We start from the raw sequence: 16,519 nt of genomic DNA, 5'->3' as shown, positions 1-16,519 counted from the left end.
AAAAATTTCAGGTGCGGCATGGAACAAATGTCGCACCTGAAATTCTTTTAAAAAAGATTGAATTTTAAAACGATTGAAACGATTTCAATCGTTTCAATGACTTAAGGCCCCATTTTCCTCCTGAACAACATCTGTTACGCGATAACCAGTGGTAACGTTTTTGGGAGCATTAGGACATGAGTGAGAGACTTGAAGACATCGCCGTCAAGATGATGGCCGATGGCAAGGGCCTTCTGGCAGCGGACGAGTCCACGTCCACCATCAAGAAGCGTTTCGACACGATTGGCCTCGAATCCACCGAAACCAGCCGCCGCGACTACCGCGAAATGCTGTTTCGCTCCGACGAGGCAATGAAAAAATACATTTCCGGCGTCATTCTTTATGAAGAGACCCTGTTTCAAAAAGCAGCCGACGGCACGCCTTTCGTCGATCTCATCAAGGCGGCAGGCTCCATCCCCGGCATCAAGGTTGATACCGGTGCCAAGCCAATGGCCGGTTTTCCCGGCGAAACCCTGACGGAAGGTCTGGACGGTCTGCGCGAGCGTCTCGCCACCTATTACAAGGCCGGTGCCCGCTTCGCCAAGTGGCGCGGCGTTATCGCCATTGCCGATGGCCTGCCGACATGGGGCTCGATCAAGGCCAATAGCCAGGCGCTCGCCTATTACGCCGCCCTGTGCCAGGAAGCAGGCATCGTGCCGATCGTCGAGCCGGAAGTGCTGATGGATGGCGCTCCGGGCACCCATGACATTGCCAAATGCGCCGAAGTGACGGAATGGGTGCTGCGCACCGTGTTCCAGGATCTCTATGACGCCCGCGTCAATCTCGAAGGCATGATCCTGAAGCCCAACATGATCATCGACGGCAAGAATGCCCGCAAGGCCTCCGTGGACGAAGTCGCAGCAGCGACCGTCAAGGTGCTGAAGGCCACGGTTCCTTCCTCCGTTCCCGGCATCGCCTTCCTGTCTGGCGGCCAGAGCACAGAGGAAGCAACCGCCCATCTTTCCGCGATGAATGCCGGTTACGACATGCCCTGGACCCTGACCTATTCCTATGGCCGCGCCCTTCAGGATAGCGCCATTAAAACATGGGGCGGCCGCAGCGAAAACGTCGCCGCCGGTCAGCGTGCCTTCACCCACCGCGCCCGCATGAACAGTCTGGCCGCGACTGGCACCTGGAAACAGGACCTGGAAAAGGCCGCTTGAGGTCAAGCATCGAACGCATTTGATCCTGCATCTTGAAGCCCCGCCGCACCCGGCGGGGTTTTTTCTTGTCACCCTGACAGGATTTCATCTTCATTTCGGCGACGCCACTGCTATCGAGGTCACGGTTGTTCATTACGTATCACCTACAAGGAGGCCAACCATGATCTCCGTACCTTTCATCACTCTCGACGTCTTTACCGTTGAGCGGTTTCGCGGCAATCCTCTGGCAGTCATTCTCGATGGGCGCGGGCTGTCGGATGCGATGATGCAGGCCATTGCCGCCGAATTCGGCTATTCTGAAACCACCTTCGTCCTGCCTCCGACAGACGCGGCCAATACAGCGCAGGTGCGGATCTTCACGCCTGTCATGGAAATACCTTTTGCAGGCCACCCCAATGTTGGCACCGCCATCGCCCTTGCCGGACAACCGACCTTGTTCGGCCAGTCCCTTGGCGACGATCTGCGCTTTGAGGAAAAAGCTGGCCTCGTCACCGTTCAGCTGAGCCGCGATGACAATGGTCTGGTGAAGGCCTGCATCCGTGCGCCCCAGCCTCTCTTCGTCAGCGGCCCGGTGGCAACAGCCGATCTGGCCGCCGCCATGTGCTTGGCTGAGAGTGACATTCAAACCGCAAACCATACGCCGGCCTTAATCTCCGTCGGCTTGACATTCATCGCAGCGGAGTTGACCGATCTCGCCGCCCTTGGCCGCAGCGAGCCTGATCTTGCCGCTCTCGCCCGTCTGGTCGAAATCCATGCCGACCAGGAAACGGATGGCGCAACCTTCCTCTATTGCCGAATGTCGGAAAACCATATCCGCGCCCGGATGTTTTCGCCTTTCGACAATGTTGCGGAAGATCCGGCGACCGGCAGCGCCTCAGCGGCACTTGCCGCCTATCTGGCGCAGCAGGCACCGGAAGCCGATCTTGACCGGACGCTGGTGATCGAACAGGGTGTTGAAATGGGTCGCCGCAGCCTGATAACAGTCACCCTGCAGAAAGTGGGCGGCAACGTCATCCGAACCGAGATTTCAGGCCACGCTGTCACCGTCATGCAGGGCACGCTCAGCATCGATCGTTGATCCACGCCATATAGAAACGGAAAATCAGCAATGCAATCAGGTCTGCGGGACGCATGGAAGCATCTGATCCCGGACGTGACGCCGATCAGTTCTTCAGAACAGGCCCGCTCCGCCCTCGGCGCGGCGCTGGGCATTCTGGTCACCGGCGTCATCAGTGCCTTTTTGCTGGGATATTTTTGGCCGGAGCAAGCTGTAAGCCTGCCGGTGCTGATCGCGCCGATGGGAGCCTCCGCCGTGCTGCTGTTTGCTGTCCCCACCAGTCCGCTTGCCCAACCCTGGTCAATCCTGGGCGGCAATCTTTGCGCCGCACTGATTGGTGTGACCGTAGCGCAATGGGTGCCGGATCTGCTGCTTGCCAGCGCGCTGGCCATCGGCGGTGCGATTGCCGCAATGATTGCGCTGCGCTGCCTGCATCCGCCAAGCGGCGCCATCGCGCTGACTGCCGTGCTCGGCGGTCCGGGCATTCATGCGCTCGGCTATGGCTTCGTGCTCTGGCCGGTGGCTTGCAACTCCCTGCTGCTTCTGGCCAGCGCGCTGCTCTATAACCGGCTTGCGGGCCGCCGTTATCCGCATCGCGCCAAGCCTGCTTTGCCGCAAACGCCCGGCATTGCTGATACCGCAGGCTTCCAGCGTCGCGATCTCGATGACGTCCTGAAGGATTACGATGCCTTTCTCGACATCGACCGCGACGATCTGGAGGATATCCTGCGCCGCACCGAGCTGCGTGCCTATCGCCGTCGCAGCAGCCATACGACCTGCGGCGCGGTGATGATTGCGGGCATTGCCGCCCTCTCCCCGGATACGACGCTGAGCGAGGCGCTGCACCGCCTGCGCCAAAGCCGCGTCAAGGCGTTGCCGGTGACCGCCGAAGACGCCACCATTCTCGGCATCGTCACCCAGACTGACCTGATGGACAAGGCAAGCTGGTCACGGGGCAAGCCGATGATCGGTCTTGGCCGACGGCTGGCGCTGGCCTTGCAAGGCGCCTCTGCGCCAAACGGCACGGTCAAGGACATCATGACCACACCAGTGCGCACCGTCACGCCAGATGCACCGCTATCTGAAGCCATCGTCACCTTCGCCGAAGCGGCCCTGCATCATTTGCCTGTCATCAACGCCCAGGCAAAGCTGATCGGCATGATCGCTCAAACGGATGTCTTGATGGCCATGGTGCAGGCCTCAAACCAGAAAGCGAAATAGGAAAAATCATTGAAAATGACCTTTCATATCGAGCCAGCAGCACATTACAGCGCCTTGCGCCATATATGGTACACGGCGCTGTAATGCTTTATATTTTTGCATAATTCTTTAAACCGATTCCGGTTTAAAGAATTATGCAATAAGGCCATAAAAATTCGTTTCCATTCGCCTATGGGCGGTCCTGCTTTGGAGAAGAGGCGATGCTTTTTGTGATGGCAATCATGTTGGCTGCGGCACAAACGCCGGGCTTGCCTGCCCCGTCAACCACCTGCGCGCAAGCCAAGGCGACCGATACCGCGCCAGCAGATCAACTCGAACTGCTGGACCAATTTAGAGCTCATCTTGCCAAGGCCGATCTGGAACGATTGGATCAGGCGCTTCCACGCAGCAGCAATGGTGGGATTGCCCAATGCGATGCTGTCGAGGGAAGTCGCGCATCATGCGAGGTGACCGCCTATATGCCCGCAATTGAAAACACTGGACTTATGGCACAATTTCTCGCCTTCCTCTGCCCCAAGAAATTCTGAATGCAGTCATCCACCACAGTTGGTACACGGCGCTGTCGGCAGCGTACAAATTTGCAGCGGTTTTACGATAAACCACCGACCTCAAGCATGAAAAGCAATCCTAAAGCTCGCGCCACAGCTTAAGGCCGCACCAGCAGTGTTACAGTCCATATAATAAAGGCCAGCACGGCAAGCTTCCAGAAGTCGCTGCGCTTTCGAAGGAATGGCAAGCCGAGCGGCCGGATGAGTTGCACGGCCATGGCCAGGATCAGAAAGGCCGATATTGCCTTGTTCATGTCTTTGGTTGCTACCTCTACGAAGCCAACGCATTTTAGCAGGAATAAAGCGCCTGTCCGCGGTCATACTGATATCACCGGGCAAAGGGAAGCAGGCTTTGCTTGGCCATCATCTGGCGGTTTGCGCCATACCCATAATACCAAGTCTCGAAGATGCTCACGCATCCTCGTCTTGAAGGCATTGCAAATATCTCAAACGCAGCAGAGGCTTGAGATATTTGCAAAGGGAATACCAAGAGTCATTTTCAATGACCCTTGGTATAGCTGGAAAATCACCTGCTGTAACGTCGCAGTAACAACAGTTTGACATATTTCATAAATCGACCCCATTCCGGGGAATAATGGCCCCACGCATTCCGCGCCCTGCCACGCTTGGCCTTCGCCTCGACCCGTTCCGAAGTGATTTGCATGACCCGAAATCTGTTTCCCGTCCTCTCCCTCCTGCTTGGCACGCTGTTCCTGTTCCTCGGCAATGGTCTGCACGGACTGCTTCTGCCGGTGCGCGGCTCGTTTGAAGGCTATTCCAATGAAGTGCTCGGCCTGCTCGGTACGTCCTGGGCGGCGGGCTTTGTGCTTGGTTGTTTCATTGCACCCAAGCTGGTGATGCGGGTCGGCCATGTCCGAGCATTTTCCTGCTTCATCGCGATCATCGCCATCATTTCGTTGATCACCGGTCTGGTCGTCGAACAATATTCGTGGGTCGCCCTGCGAACGCTGACCGGCTTTTGCACCGCTGGCACCTCGATGATCATCGAAAGCTGGCTGAATGAGAGGGCCAGCAATGAGAGCCGTGGCTCGATCTTTTCCTTCTACATTTCCGTCACCCTGTTCGGGGTGGTCGGCGGCCAGATGATGGTGGCCTTTGGCAATATACACACGCCAACGCTGTTCATGATCTGCGGCATTCTCTATTGCCTGGCCATGCTGCCCACCACCATGTCCAACGCCGCCTCACCTCAACCGTTGAAATCCGTCAAGCTGGATCTGCCAAAACTCTATCGAAATTCGCCCGTGTCCTTTGTCGGTATTCTGCTGATCGGCATCGCCAACGGCGCTTACGGCACTCTAGTGGCGGTGTTCGGCGCCCGCGTCGGCCTGCCGGATGTGATGATCGCCAGCATGTTGAGCGTCACGATCTTTGCCGGTGCTGCCGCCCAGTTTCCGGCTGGCCGTCTGTCCGACCATACGGACCGGCGTTATGTTCTGGCTGGTATTGGCTCGGTCGCCCTGGTGGCAGCCCTGCTGCTTCTGGTTCTGCGACCGCAGACCGCCGTTTTCCTGATCCCGCTTGTGGCGCTTTATGGGGCCGCAGCCAATTCACTCTATCCGATTGCGGTCGCCCACGCCAATGACTTTGCCGATAGTGGCGATTTCGTCAAAGTGTCCGGCGGGTTGCTGCTGCTGTTTGGTATCGGTACGATTATCGGCCCGACCATCGGCGGCCCTGTCATGACATGGTTCGGTCCCTATGCATTGTTTGGGGTCACCGCCACCGCCCATGCTTTGCTGGTTGCCTATGCGATTTTCCGCAGCCGGTTACGCCCGACCCTCACCTCCGAGGAAAAGGAGAATTTTTCCACAGGCCATGGCCCTGTCTCGACCATGATGGCCACCCCGCAATCGGCAACACTTGACCCAAGAGCTGAACGCATGGACATCATTGGTGAAGAGCCAGCAAACAAGGAGGCATAAGCGATGATGGAAGACCCGGACCGGCCGCGCAAACCACCGGAACACGAGATCGGCTGCGACCTTTCTCTCCTGTCGGCCAGCGAACTGGAGACGCGAATCACTTTGCTAAAACAGGAAATCGCCCGTCTCGAAACGGAAAAATCCAGCAAGATGGCGGGAAAAGCGGCAGCTGAATCGCTGTTTCGCCCTTTAAAGTAGCAGGCTATGGTTCAAAATATTACAGCTGCGCACAATGGTAAAGATCGGGCCGGGAACCCTCGCATGCAGCGGCAAGCAACGCCGTTTTGATCTATCGCGATGCAGTATTAACGCAATATTAAGCATTTTATGCGAATGTATAACCTGTCCGGTTCTTCTGGATTCAGACGGTTTCACCAAATGGCGATTTGGTCTGATTTTTCTCCCTGTTTTACCTTGAGAGCCGCTTTTGCGGCTCTTTTTTTATGCCTTTCGACTTTACCTAAAACTGTGGGAATTAACCCTTTCTTAAGAAACGACTTGCGCATTTGGGGTATTGGTAGCATCGTTCACCCATGGAATTGGCGCTGGACTTCGTTAACCGCCGCGCTACGTCAATAAGTGATGCGTAAGACAGGGAAAATGTCGATGTCGGAACTTGGATTGAATACGGTCAGCTTTGCCGGGCGCGCTGCTTCGTCGTCGCAGTTCAAGGCGACCTATGCAGAAGGCATGGGGCTGGTCGAAGAAACCGCCGGATATCTCGACGGCCCCGGCCGTTCGGCTGCAAAGGTTCTGCCCCGCATGGCCTCCGTGCTCTATGCAGCTGAATCCATGCGCCTGACCACACGCCTGATGCAGATGGCCTCCTGGCTTCTTTTGCAGCGCGCGGTCAACAATGGCGAAATGTCGCGCGACCAGGTGATTTCCGAAAAGAGCAAGGTCCGTCTGGACGGCTTCAACGTCGACCGCAATGCGCCAGGCTGGAACGATCTGCCGGAATCCTTCCGCGACCTGATCGAACGCTCGCTGCGCCTGCAAAACCGGATCGCGCTGCTTGACCGCGAAATCTATCGCCCGAATGACACATCCATCGTGCCGGACAATGAGAACAGCGTCCAGGCCCAGTTGAACCTGCTGCGCACGGCCTTCAACGCCAATTGATGTTTTTTCAATAATCAGGTCACAGGCAGCCGGACGGCGCTGCATGTTGACATCGGATTTCTAAACCCGGCTCTGCCCAGCAGTGCCGGGTTTTTCGTGTAAAATCCGATGTGCCAAAAAGGCGCTGAAAATCAGCCCAAACCAAAAAGGCCCGATCACAAGACCGGGCCTTTTTGGAAAGACATACAAGCGATGACTTAGAGGCCGAGGCCGCCGAAACGCTTGTTGAACTTGGAGAGACGGCCGCCGCGGTCCATGAGCTGCTGGTTGCCGCCGGTCCAGGCCGGGTGCGACTTGGAGTCGATGTCGAGGTTCATGACCTGACCTTCAGTGCCCCAGGTCGAAAATGTTTCGTACTCGGTGCCATCGGTCATGACGACCTTGATCTTGTGGTATTCGGGATGAATGTTAGCCTTCATGACGGTCTTCCTGATGTGCCGGGGGTCTATTTGCCGCAATTGCGTCAGCCGACCCAATTCAATACATGAAGCCGGAGACTGGTAATGTCGCGGGCTTCCCAATTTGATGGGCTGCCTATACATGAAGGTCGCAGGGATAACAAGGCCCCCAGCGCATAAGCTGGGATGGCAGGGGCGGAGTACGGATCAGTGTCGGAAAACCAAGAACGCCAGGCAAAATCGAGCCGTAGTCTGAAGCCTCTCGCCAGGCTTAACCCTTACCTGATGCGGTATCGCGGCATGGCATTGGCCGCCTTGGTGTTTCTGGCTCTGGCTGCCGTGACCACGCTGGCGCTACCGCTGGCCGTGCGCCGGATGATCGACCACGGCATGGCCTCTGCCGATGCCGGCTTCATCAACAAGTATTTTGCCATGCTGATCGTTCTGGCGCTGATCATGGCCGCTTCCAGCGCGCTTCGCTATTATTATGTCATCACCATTGGCGAGCGGATCGTCTCGGACATCAGGCGCGAAGTGTTCGATCATGTCAGCCGCCTGTCGCCTGCGTTTTTCGACGTCAACCAATCCGGCGAAATTGTCTCGCGGCTGACAGCCGATGCCACCCAGATCAAATCCGCCGTTGGCGCCAGCGCCTCGGTAGCACTGCGCAACATCATCATGTGTTTTGGCGCCATGGGCATGATGATCTATACCAGCCCGAAACTGTCGGTGATGGTGCTGGCCGCGATTCCCGTCATTGTCTTTCCGCTGATTGCCTTTGGCCGCTCGGTGCGGCGCCGCTCCCGGCTTGCCCAGGACAGGCTGGCGGAGGCCGCAGCCTTTGCAGGCGAAAGTATTGGGGCTGCCCGTACCGTCCAGGCCTTTAATGGGGAAGCCGCCGCCAGCGCCCGCTACGGCGCTGCCGTCGAACAGGCTTTCCAGGCTGCCCGTATCGCCACCCGCTCGCGCGCCATCCTGACCGGCGTTGCCATTACGCTGGTGTTCGGCAGCATTGTCGGGGTGCTCTGGTATGGCGCCCAAAGCGTGCTGGCCGGAACGCTGTCAGCGGGAACCCTGGGCCAGTTCCTGCTCTATTCCGTCATCGCCGCCTCATCGCTTGGCCAATTGTCTGAGGTCTGGGGTGAATTGATGCAGGCGGGCGGGGCCGCCGAACGGCTGACGGAATTGCTGGCCGAGGTCTCTGCCGTGCAATCGCCAGACCATCCAAAACCCTTGCCCACCCCTGCGCGTGGCGAAGTGTGGTTTGAGACTGTCGAGTTTTCCTATCCCAGCCGCCCGGGACGCTCCGCCGTCAAAGGCCTGAGCTTTGCCGTCGATGCCGGGGAAACCGTGGCGATCGTCGGACCATCAGGCGCAGGTAAAAGCACGATCTTCTCGCTGATCCTGCGCTTCTACGACCCGACAAGCGGGCGCATCTGTCTTGATGGAAGTGATCTGCGCGATGTGTCAACGGAGGCATTGCGCGGCAGCATTGCCATCGTCCCCCAGGACGTGACGATCTTTTCCGGCACGATCCACGATAATATCGCCTTCAGCTGCCCCGATGCCAGCCGCGAGGCGGTGATCGTTGCTGCCCGCGCCGCCCAGGCCACCGAGTTCATCGACCGGCTGGACCATGGCTTTGACACGCAGGTCGGTGAGCGTGGCATCACGCTGTCAGGCGGCCAGCGTCAACGCATAGCCATTGCCCGCGCTATCCTGAAGGATGCGCCTGTCCTGCTGCTGGATGAGGCCACCTCGGCGCTGGATGCGGAAAGCGAGACCCTGGTGCAGAAAGCCCTGGACGAGCTGATGAAGTCGCGCACCACCATCGTCATCGCCCATCGGCTGGCCACCGTGCTGAAGGCGGACCGGATTCTTGTCATCGATGATGGCAAGGTGGTGGAACAGGGCACCCACCAAAGCCTGATCCAGCAGGGCGGCATCTATGCCCGGCTGGCCCGGCTGCAATTCCAGAGCGGCGCGCAGGATTTCCTGGCAGAAGCGAAGTAACCCATCAGGACGAGCTGGCCGCGAGAACATTGCGGCCAGCCACCCGGCCGGAAAACAGGCAGCCGCCGAGAAATGTGCCTTCCAACGCATTATAGCCATGCATTCCGCCACCGCCGAAGCCTGAGACCTCGCCTGCCGCATAAAGGCCCGGCACCGGCTCACCGGACATTTCCAGCACCCGGCCCTCAAGGTCGGTCTGCAAGCCGCCCAGCGTCTTGCGGGTCAGGATATGCAGGCGCACAGCGATCAGCGGTCCCTTGGCCGGATCGAGCAACCGGTGCGGTGCGGCAGTCCGCATCAATTTATCGCCGAGATAGTGCCGCGCCCCGCGAATGGCGGTGATTTGCGCATCCTTGCTGAAGGTGTTGCTGATCTCCCGGTCCCGCGCCTCAATCTGGCGGCGGAGATGGGCAGGGTCCAACCGGCTCTCACCGCTGATCGTATTCATCTTGGCCACCAGCTCCTCCAGATCGGTGCTGACGGCAAAATCCTCGCCCCGTTCCATGAAGGCCAGGACCGGACCGGTCGGGCGCTTGCCAAGCCGCTTCAGCAGAAGGCGGATATTGCGACCGGTCAGATCCGGGTTTTGCTCCGAACCCGACAGTGCGAATTCCTTCTTGATGATCGCCTCGGTTAGGATGAACCAACTGTAATCACTGCCCCGCTCGCGCAGGATTTTCAGCGTACCAAGCGTATCAAACCCCGGCATGGCGGGCGATGGCAGCCGGTTGCCATCGGCATCGCACCAGAAGGAGGATGGGCCGGGCAAGATGCGGATGCCATGATCCGGCCAGATCGGGTCGTGGTTCTTCACACCCTCGGTATAATGCCACATGCGATCGCGGTTGATGACGCTGCCGCCCGCCTGTTCGGTAATGGCGATCATCCGCCCGTCGACATGGGCAGGTACGCCACAAACCATGGTGGCCGGCGGCTGACCCAGCCGGTCCACCGGCCAGTTCTGCCGCACCAGTTGATGGTTGCCGCCAATGCCACCGGACGCGACGATAACGGCCTGGGCGGAATAGGTGAAATCGCCGAGAGGCTGACGGCTGCTCTTTTCGCCCCGCAAAACGGCATCACTGGCCAGCACTGTGCCGGACACACCCGTCACCCGTCCATCCCGGCGCTCCAGCGCATCGACCTGATGGCGAAACCGGAACGTGATGCGCCCGGCCTCGGCCAGCGTCTTTGCCAGGTTGAGAAACGGTTCCAGCACGCCCGGCCCTGTTCCCCAGGTCACATGAAAGCGCGGCACCGAATTTCCATGGCCATCGGCAAGCTGACCGCCGCGCTCCGCCCAGCCGACCACTGGAAACCAACGCATGCCCAGCTGATGCAGCCATGCCCGTTTCTCGCCTGCCGCAAAGTGCAGATAGGCCTGCGCCCAACGCCGCGGCCAATAATCCTCGGACCGGTCGAAACCCGCCGAGCCGAACCAGTCCTGCTCGGCCAAAGCCAAGCTGTCACGTACCCGCATCAGCCGTTGCTCAGGACTGTCGATGAAGAACAATCCGCCCAGCGACCAGAAAGCCTGCCCGCCTAGGTTCTGCTCGCCCTCCTGATCAACGACACAGACCGACAAGCCCCGCCCCGCCGCCTCGGTTGCCGCAACCAACCCCGCCAGCCCTGCACCAACCACGATCACATCGAACTCGTTCATCACGCCCTCCCAAGCACATTTCACTGCCATTCTCTCCCTGGCAGAAAAGCTTACTTTTACGCGAACGTCAAAATCTTGCAAGCTTGAGGCAGGTATGCTCTTTCCAGATCTGCTGTTGTCCGACGGGATTAAGCTTGGATCAGGCAGGGGATGCAGCCATACTGGAGTTTGTCAGGGTAAAGTGGAACCCGGTTTTCCCGAGAAGGCAAACGAAAACAAAAGAATTGAGAGTCGGTCTGGTTCAATCTCACGGTACACGACGCTTGTGTTTTTCGGCTTTCGCCTCCCCCTCTTGCCTCTGCCGCCACCCTCTCGCCGCTGGAGAGAAGAGCCCAAGCTGTTAGCCGCGCACTCCTTTTAATGTCGGAATCAAAGGGATTACGCCCGCTTTTCACGCCTTTTGATAAGGATCAGAAGGTTGCCTCGCATCTCTTCTCCCCAGCGGGGAGAAGGTCCCGGCAGGGGGATGAGGGGGTAAGCGGCAGATGATAGCGGTCGCGTCGTGTACTGTGGCTCAATCTGAACCTGACAGACTCTCGCCACCCATTCATCTGCCCGTCTCACCGCTCCGTCAGCTTCAGCTCGATCCGCCGGTTTTGGGCGCGAGCTTCAGGTGTATCGCCCGGGGCAATCGGCTGGAATTCACCGAAACCGGCAGCAGCCAGACGGTCGGCGGGGACGCCCTTGGAAATCAGGAACTTGACCACCGAGACGGCGCGGGCAGCCGACAGTGCCCAATTGTCCGGATAGCGGCCATTGCCTGACAGCTGGACATTGTCCGTATGGCCATCGACGCGCAGCACCCAATTGATATCGGGGGGAATTTCCTTGGCAAGATCGATCAGGGCATTGGCGAGCTTGACCATTTCCTCCTGGCCTTGCGGGTTCATGTCGGCACCGCCGGAGGGAAACAGTACTTCTGACTGGAACACGAAACGGTCGCCGACAATGCGGATATTTTGCCGATCCGACAGGATTTCACGCAGGCGTCCGAAAAAGTCGGAGCGATAGCGATTGAGTTCCTGCACCTTCTGGGCCAGGGCCACATTCAGCCGCCGTCCGAGATCGGCGATTTTCGCCTGTGAATTCTGGTCCTTGGCCTCCGAGGCCTGCAAGGCCTGTTCGACAGCGGCAATCTGGGCGCGAAGTGCGGCGATCTGCTGGTTCAAGAGGTCGATCTGGCTCATGGCGCGGGCGCTGACCTGCTGCTGCTCATCGAGCTTGCCACTGAGTTCGCCGATCTTCACCTGGGCCTGGGCCGAATTGCCCGCCCCGGTATCGAGCAGGGATTGCAAACGGCTGCGTTCCTTCTCGGACGTATCCAGCGAGGATTGCAGGTTGGCCAGCGCGTCTTCCAGATCCTGCTTGCCGCCCTTTTCGAGCGCCAGCATTTGCGTCAACTCGGCAATCTGGTTGTTCAGCCGGTTCAACACCTCGTCCTTGCCGGAAATTTCCCGGCTGAGCACGAATTGCGCCACCACGAAAACGGTGAGCAGGAACATGATGGCGATCAGCAGCGTCGATAAGGCATCGACAAAGCCCGGCCAATAGTCGGCGCCGCGATCCCGCTTGCGGTTGCGCCCCAGGGCCATGGTCTACTTGCTCCCGAGCTTGTCGTTCAACCGGTCCAGCGCCTTGCGCATGGCACGGGTGTCTTCCTGCTGGGCTTCGATCCAGTCGCGCAGCATTTGCTGCTCATTGCGCATGTTCTTCACCAGCCCCTGGATGCCATCCGACAAGCCGCTCAGCGCGGCTGCCGACCGGTCGGAGCCGGAGGCAGGCTGCTGGGCAATCTTTTTCATCTGCTCCAGCAACCGCTCAATGTCGTGACCGGAAACGCCCGCCGGTACGGGTTGATCGGAACCGGTATCGGTGACGGAAGACAGCCAGTTCTCCAGCTCCGTATAGAATCGGTTCTGGGCGCGGCCAGCCTGCAAATCGAGAAAGCCGAGGATCAGCGAGCCGGACAGGCCCAGCAGCGACGAGGAAAATGCTGTGCCCATGCCGGCAAGCGGCGCGGAAAGACCGTTTTTCAGGGTTTGCAGCACATCGCTGCCCTGCCCACCGGAACCGGCATCCAATGTCTGGATGACATTACTGATCGAGCTGATCGTACCGATCAGGCCCCAGAAGGTGCCGAGCAGGCCGAGAAACACCAGAAGGCCGATCAGATAGCGCGAGGTGTCGCGTGCTTCGTCCAGCCGGGTGGCGATGGAATCAAGGATGGAACGCAGCAGCGTCGTTGACAGGCCGGTTGAGCGGCGATTGCCCAGCAGGGAGCGCATCGGCGCCAACAATTTCGGCTCGCGTCCGGACTTATCCGCAGTGCCGGACCGCTGAAAATGATTGAACCAGCGCACTTCCGAAATCAGCCCGACCACATGGGCGAAAATCAGGATGATGCCGACGGCCAACACCCCGAGAATAAGACCATTCAGGCCCGGATTGGTGTAAAATGCCTGTTCGGCCTGCCGAAACAGAATGGCCGCAATGAACCCGATGAGGATCAGAAAGATCAGCATCGTCAGAATAATGGGTGCCGGGCTTGACAGTTTCGAGCCGTAACGGGCCGGTTCAGCGTCCGGGGCGTCCACATCCACATCCGTCATTGGCAGCACGTCTCCATTACAGGCAAGCGGTCGATCCCTTTCGCAAACCACGGGTCAAGCCTGTGAAAGGCTCGACCCAGGCAGCATGAAGTGGACGGAGGCTAGTTCAAATTCATGTCGAATTGAAGCGAAAACCGGCGCTTTTGCGAAAGCGCCGAAAAAGCCATGCTGGCGCTTGAGCCGATCAAGCCTTCGGCAAGGGCCGCTTGACCACTTCCAGCAGCGCCTTCTGGATATATTCATTGCCCGCGACAATGTCACCACGCTCAAGACTATCGGTTCCGCCCGACATATCGCTGACGAAGCCGCCCGCTTCGCGGATCAGCAACAGGCCAGCGGCGATATCCCAGGCATGCAAGCCGGTTTCCCAGAAACCGTCGAACCGGCCGCAGGCGACATAGGCGAGGTCCAGGGCCGCTGCCCCCATGCGGCGGACGCCAGCCACTTCGCCCATCACATGGCGCAGTTCCAGCAGCGCCTTGCCGTGATTGCCGCGGCCCAGATGCGGCATGCCGCAACCGATCACGCAATCCGACAGCGCCTTGCGGGCGCCAACGCGAATACGACGATCGTTAAGGAAGGCACCGCCACCCTTTTCGGTCGTGTAAAGCTCGTCAGTGGCCGGATTGAAGATCACGCCTGCGACGATTTCGCCATTGCGCTCCAGGGCGATGGAGACGGCAAATTGCGGAATGCCGTGCAGGAAGTTTGTGGTGCCATCCAGCGGATCGACGATCCAGCGATGGGCGCCATCGGTCCCCTTGATCTCTTCGCCCTCTTCCCCGAGGAAGCCATAGGTGGGTCGGGCCTTCAGCAGGTCCTCGCGCACCAGTTTTTCAGCCTTCATATCGGCCTGGGAGACGAAATCGCCGGGACCCTTCACCGAAACCTGCAAGTTCTGCACCTCGCCAAAATCGCGCGACAGGGATTTCCCGGCCTTGACGGCGGCCTGGACCATGACATTGAGAAGGGCTGAGCGAGCCATAGCGGTTTCCTTAGACTGAATGATGCAGCAGGCCGTCATCCGCCATCAACAGGATGGAGGTCGGGCGCGGCCCTTTTAGCGGCGTGCAAAGATTGAGCGGTTCAAGACCACAAAATCTGGCGCAATTCAAGTCCCTGCGCGATTCAGGGGGCGGCGGGCGGCTGATCCGGCACATCGGTGCCATCCTCGGGATTTTCATCCTTGTCTGCATCATTTTTGGGGACGTCATTTGGGAGCTTGCCCCCCACAGGAGGCAGGGAGACGCCCGGAAGCCCGGTCGGGTCGATGGGCGGTGGCGTCACCGGCTTTGCAGCCTTGCTGATGATGTCGCTGACCTCGTCCCTCGCCCCATTTTTGCCCGTCGGTGAGCCTTGGGCCTTCGATACCGGGCGACCCAGTCTGTGCTGGCCGGTCCGGTATTTGTTGGCCGCTTCGATTGCCTGTTTCTGCTGGCTGTCGGGCAGGCCGAGATAGAAATCCTCAAGAGCAGGATCGGCAAGGCCCGCCCGACGCGACAGCACATACCATTTCGCCGCCTCGACCGGATCGGGACGGGTACCGAGCGCCGCCACATACACATGCGCCAGCCGGTTCTGGGCAGCGACATTGCCGCGATTGGCGGCAATCCGCAACCATTTGAAGCCCTGTTCCAGATCCTGCGGCCCGGCAATGCCGTTGATCAACCAGATGCCGATATCAAGCTCGGCGGTATCGAAACCGGCACGCGCCGCCCGCACCAGCCATTCGCGCGCCAGCTGTCGCTTTTCCGCCGGCACGTCCGGCAGGTTGCGATAGATCTGAGCGACGGCATATTGCGCATCGGCGATGCCTTGTTCCGCCGATTGCTCGTAGAAAGGCAGCGCCAACAGCAATCCCTTCTTGCCGGGATTTTCCGAGACCAGCAATTGCGCCCAGTTGAACTGGGCCGACGCATTGCCCGCTTCCGCTGCCCGGCGCATATAGTCATCGGCCAGCTTGCGATCCGGCGAGACAAAGCGCCCTTCGATCAACATCAACGCATATTTGAACATTGCCGCCGGATCGCCACCCGCAGCGGCCTTGGCATACCAGAAGGCCGCTCCCTTCATGTCGCGCTTGACCGCCAGACCACGGGTCATCAGCTCGGCAATCAATGTCTGCGCGGCGGGATCGCCCTTCTCGGCGAGCGGCAGGGCGTAATCGAAGGCGGTGGCAAACAGCCCGCGCTGGAACGCGCCATAGGCAAGATCGACCTTGCCGGTATAGGGCTTTTCCGGCGGTAGATCCGGCAGCGGAATACCCATGCGCTCCATCAGCGTAATACCGCCAGCCGGTCCCGCATCCTTCACGCCCGGCCGCTGTACCTTGCCAGCATCCTCACCCGATACCGGACCGGAAAGCCCGCTCGACCTGACAAAACCGTTTGTCTCGTCAGAGCCAGGGCTGTTTTCGGGAGCCGTTTTATCGTCAGGAGCGATTGGCACCTCGATTTCGTTCCCCGGCTTTGGGCCTCGCCCTTGCTCCCCAACCTTTTCCGATGGCGTCTCAGGAGAGGCCTGATCGGCAGCCTCGCCTGATTTGCCCTCACCCGCCTTCACATCAGGCTTCGCCGCCGGAGGTGAGGATGCCGCAGGCGGAACCTGCGCATAAGCACCGATATCCATGACCGTCGGACATGCCAGCGCCAAAACCAGGCTTGCACAGACGGATCGTCCAGACAGCGACCGGAATTTGGCCAAACGGGTTAGGGCAAGACGGGGCAAGGCAATGGTCATT

General features: G+C 59.2%; 14 protein-coding genes and 1 pseudogene. 8 read left to right on the top strand and 7 right to left on the bottom strand.

What is annotated here, in order from left to right; translation table 11 throughout:
* Positions 1–176 precede the first annotated feature (176 nt).
* The 4 genes from IEI95_RS12405 (at position 177) to IEI95_RS12390 (ending at position 4,007) form a co-directional block, all read left to right on the top strand.
* Positions 177–1,202 carry a class I fructose-bisphosphate aldolase gene (locus IEI95_RS12405; RefSeq protein WP_156537072.1) on the top strand — a complete coding sequence of 342 codons (1,026 nt, stop codon included), beginning with the start codon at positions 177–179 and terminating at the stop codon, positions 1,200–1,202.
* A gap of 160 nt (positions 1,203–1,362) precedes the next feature.
* Complete coding sequence (locus tag IEI95_RS12400) at positions 1,363–2,280, top strand: PhzF family protein (protein WP_156537073.1); 918 nt, start codon at positions 1,363–1,365, stop codon at positions 2,278–2,280.
* Positions 2,281–2,322: 42 nt separating this feature from the next.
* A complete protein-coding gene (locus tag IEI95_RS12395) occupies positions 2,323–3,480 on the top strand; it encodes an HPP family protein (protein ID WP_194417289.1) in 1,158 nt (385 codons plus the stop codon).
* Between the two features lie 200 nt (positions 3,481–3,680).
* On the top strand, positions 3,681–4,007 hold the full coding sequence (locus tag IEI95_RS12390) for a hypothetical protein (RefSeq protein WP_071202411.1): 327 nt from the start codon (positions 3,681–3,683) through the stop codon (positions 4,005–4,007).
* Between the two features lie 119 nt (positions 4,008–4,126).
* Here IEI95_RS12390 and IEI95_RS12385 read toward each other — a convergent pair whose 3' ends face one another.
* Positions 4,127–4,282: a hypothetical protein gene (locus tag IEI95_RS12385; RefSeq protein ID WP_015917045.1), complete on the bottom strand. Its 156-nt coding sequence runs from the start codon at positions 4,280–4,282 to the stop codon at positions 4,127–4,129.
* A gap of 408 nt (positions 4,283–4,690) precedes the next feature.
* Here IEI95_RS12385 and IEI95_RS12380 point away from each other — a divergent pair, with 408 nt between their 5' ends.
* The 3 genes from IEI95_RS12380 to rcdA all read left to right on the top strand — a co-directional run bounded on the left by IEI95_RS12380 (position 4,691) and on the right by rcdA (position 7,096).
* On the top strand, positions 4,691–5,974 hold the full coding sequence (locus tag IEI95_RS12380; RefSeq protein ID WP_194416490.1) for an MFS transporter: 1,284 nt from the start codon (positions 4,691–4,693) through the stop codon (positions 5,972–5,974).
* A gap of 3 nt (positions 5,975–5,977) precedes the next feature.
* Entirely contained in the window at positions 5,978–6,172 is a 195-nt protein-coding gene (locus IEI95_RS12375; RefSeq protein WP_015917047.1) for a DUF1192 domain-containing protein, read from the top strand.
* Positions 6,173–6,580: 408 nt separating this feature from the next.
* Positions 6,581–7,096 (top strand): protease adaptor protein RcdA, encoded by a 516-nt coding sequence (gene rcdA, locus IEI95_RS12370; RefSeq protein WP_156537075.1) that lies wholly within the window; start codon positions 6,581–6,583, stop codon positions 7,094–7,096.
* A gap of 197 nt (positions 7,097–7,293) precedes the next feature.
* Here the strand turns inward: rcdA and rpmE are convergent, their stop codons facing one another.
* Entirely contained in the window at positions 7,294–7,515 is a 222-nt protein-coding gene (gene rpmE, locus IEI95_RS12365) for a 50S ribosomal protein L31 (RefSeq protein ID WP_015917049.1), read from the bottom strand.
* A 165-nt stretch (positions 7,516–7,680) separates the two neighbouring features.
* On the opposite strand from rpmE, the gene IEI95_RS12360 reads away from it, so the two are divergent.
* On the top strand, positions 7,681–9,507 hold the full coding sequence (locus tag IEI95_RS12360; protein ID WP_156537076.1) for an ABC transporter transmembrane domain-containing protein: 1,827 nt from the start codon (positions 7,681–7,683) through the stop codon (positions 9,505–9,507).
* 4 nt (positions 9,508–9,511) lie between these two features.
* Here the strand turns inward: IEI95_RS12360 and IEI95_RS12355 are convergent, their stop codons facing one another.
* The 5 genes and pseudogenes from IEI95_RS12355 to IEI95_RS12335 form a co-directional block, all read right to left on the bottom strand.
* Positions 9,512–11,170, bottom strand: a complete 1,659-nt coding sequence (locus tag IEI95_RS12355) for an FAD-binding dehydrogenase (protein ID WP_194416489.1) — start codon at positions 11,168–11,170, stop codon at positions 9,512–9,514.
* A gap of 560 nt (positions 11,171–11,730) precedes the next feature.
* Positions 11,731–12,762 carry a peptidoglycan -binding protein gene (locus tag IEI95_RS12350; RefSeq protein ID WP_015917052.1) on the bottom strand — a complete coding sequence of 344 codons (1,032 nt, stop codon included), beginning with the start codon at positions 12,760–12,762 and terminating at the stop codon, positions 11,731–11,733.
* Positions 12,763–12,765: 3 nt separating this feature from the next.
* Complete coding sequence (locus IEI95_RS12345; RefSeq protein ID WP_015917053.1) at positions 12,766–13,779, bottom strand: hypothetical protein; 1,014 nt, start codon at positions 13,777–13,779, stop codon at positions 12,766–12,768.
* Between the two features lie 184 nt (positions 13,780–13,963).
* Positions 13,964–14,764 carry an inositol monophosphatase family protein gene (locus tag IEI95_RS12340; protein ID WP_015917054.1) on the bottom strand — a complete coding sequence of 267 codons (801 nt, stop codon included), beginning with the start codon at positions 14,762–14,764 and terminating at the stop codon, positions 13,964–13,966.
* Positions 14,765–15,177: 413 nt separating this feature from the next.
* Positions 15,178–16,518, bottom strand: a pseudogene (locus tag IEI95_RS12335) (hypothetical protein); the annotation flags it as partial.
* Between the last annotated feature and the right edge of the window lies 1 nt (position 16,519).

Source organism: Agrobacterium vitis (genome assembly GCF_014926405.1).
In the GTDB taxonomy this organism is placed as follows: domain Bacteria; phylum Pseudomonadota; class Alphaproteobacteria; order Rhizobiales; family Rhizobiaceae; genus Allorhizobium; species Allorhizobium vitis_H.
Note: the sequence above shows the minus strand (reverse complement) of the source record. Positions and strands in the feature narration are given on the sequence as shown.

What these genes read in the sequence shown, in the direction of transcription:
- IEI95_RS12405 (WP_156537072.1), top strand. Translation starts at nt 177, where the DNA reads ATGAGTGAGAGACTTGAAGACATCGCCGTCAAGATGATGGCCGATGGC.
- rcdA (WP_156537075.1), top strand. Translation starts at nt 6,581, where the DNA reads ATGTCGGAACTTGGATTGAATACGGTCAGCTTTGCCGGGCGCGCTGCT.
- IEI95_RS12340 (WP_015917054.1), bottom strand. Translation starts at nt 14,764, where the DNA reads ATGGCTCGCTCAGCCCTTCTCAATGTCATGGTCCAGGCCGCCGTCAAG.
- IEI95_RS12360 (WP_156537076.1), top strand. Translation starts at nt 7,681, where the DNA reads ATGGCAGGGGCGGAGTACGGATCAGTGTCGGAAAACCAAGAACGCCAG.
- IEI95_RS12345 (WP_015917053.1), bottom strand. Translation starts at nt 13,779, where the DNA reads ATGACGGATGTGGATGTGGACGCCCCGGACGCTGAACCGGCCCGTTAC.
- IEI95_RS12375 (WP_015917047.1), top strand. Translation starts at nt 5,978, where the DNA reads ATGATGGAAGACCCGGACCGGCCGCGCAAACCACCGGAACACGAGATC.
- IEI95_RS12385 (WP_015917045.1), bottom strand. Translation starts at nt 4,282, where the DNA reads ATGAACAAGGCAATATCGGCCTTTCTGATCCTGGCCATGGCCGTGCAA.
- IEI95_RS12380 (WP_194416490.1), top strand. Translation starts at nt 4,691, where the DNA reads ATGACCCGAAATCTGTTTCCCGTCCTCTCCCTCCTGCTTGGCACGCTG.
- rpmE (WP_015917049.1), bottom strand. Translation starts at nt 7,515, where the DNA reads ATGAAGGCTAACATTCATCCCGAATACCACAAGATCAAGGTCGTCATG.
- IEI95_RS12350 (WP_015917052.1), bottom strand. Translation starts at nt 12,762, where the DNA reads ATGGCCCTGGGGCGCAACCGCAAGCGGGATCGCGGCGCCGACTATTGG.
- IEI95_RS12390 (WP_071202411.1), top strand. Translation starts at nt 3,681, where the DNA reads ATGCTTTTTGTGATGGCAATCATGTTGGCTGCGGCACAAACGCCGGGC.
- IEI95_RS12355 (WP_194416489.1), bottom strand. Translation starts at nt 11,170, where the DNA reads ATGAACGAGTTCGATGTGATCGTGGTTGGTGCAGGGCTGGCGGGGTTG.
- IEI95_RS12400 (WP_156537073.1), top strand. Translation starts at nt 1,363, where the DNA reads ATGATCTCCGTACCTTTCATCACTCTCGACGTCTTTACCGTTGAGCGG.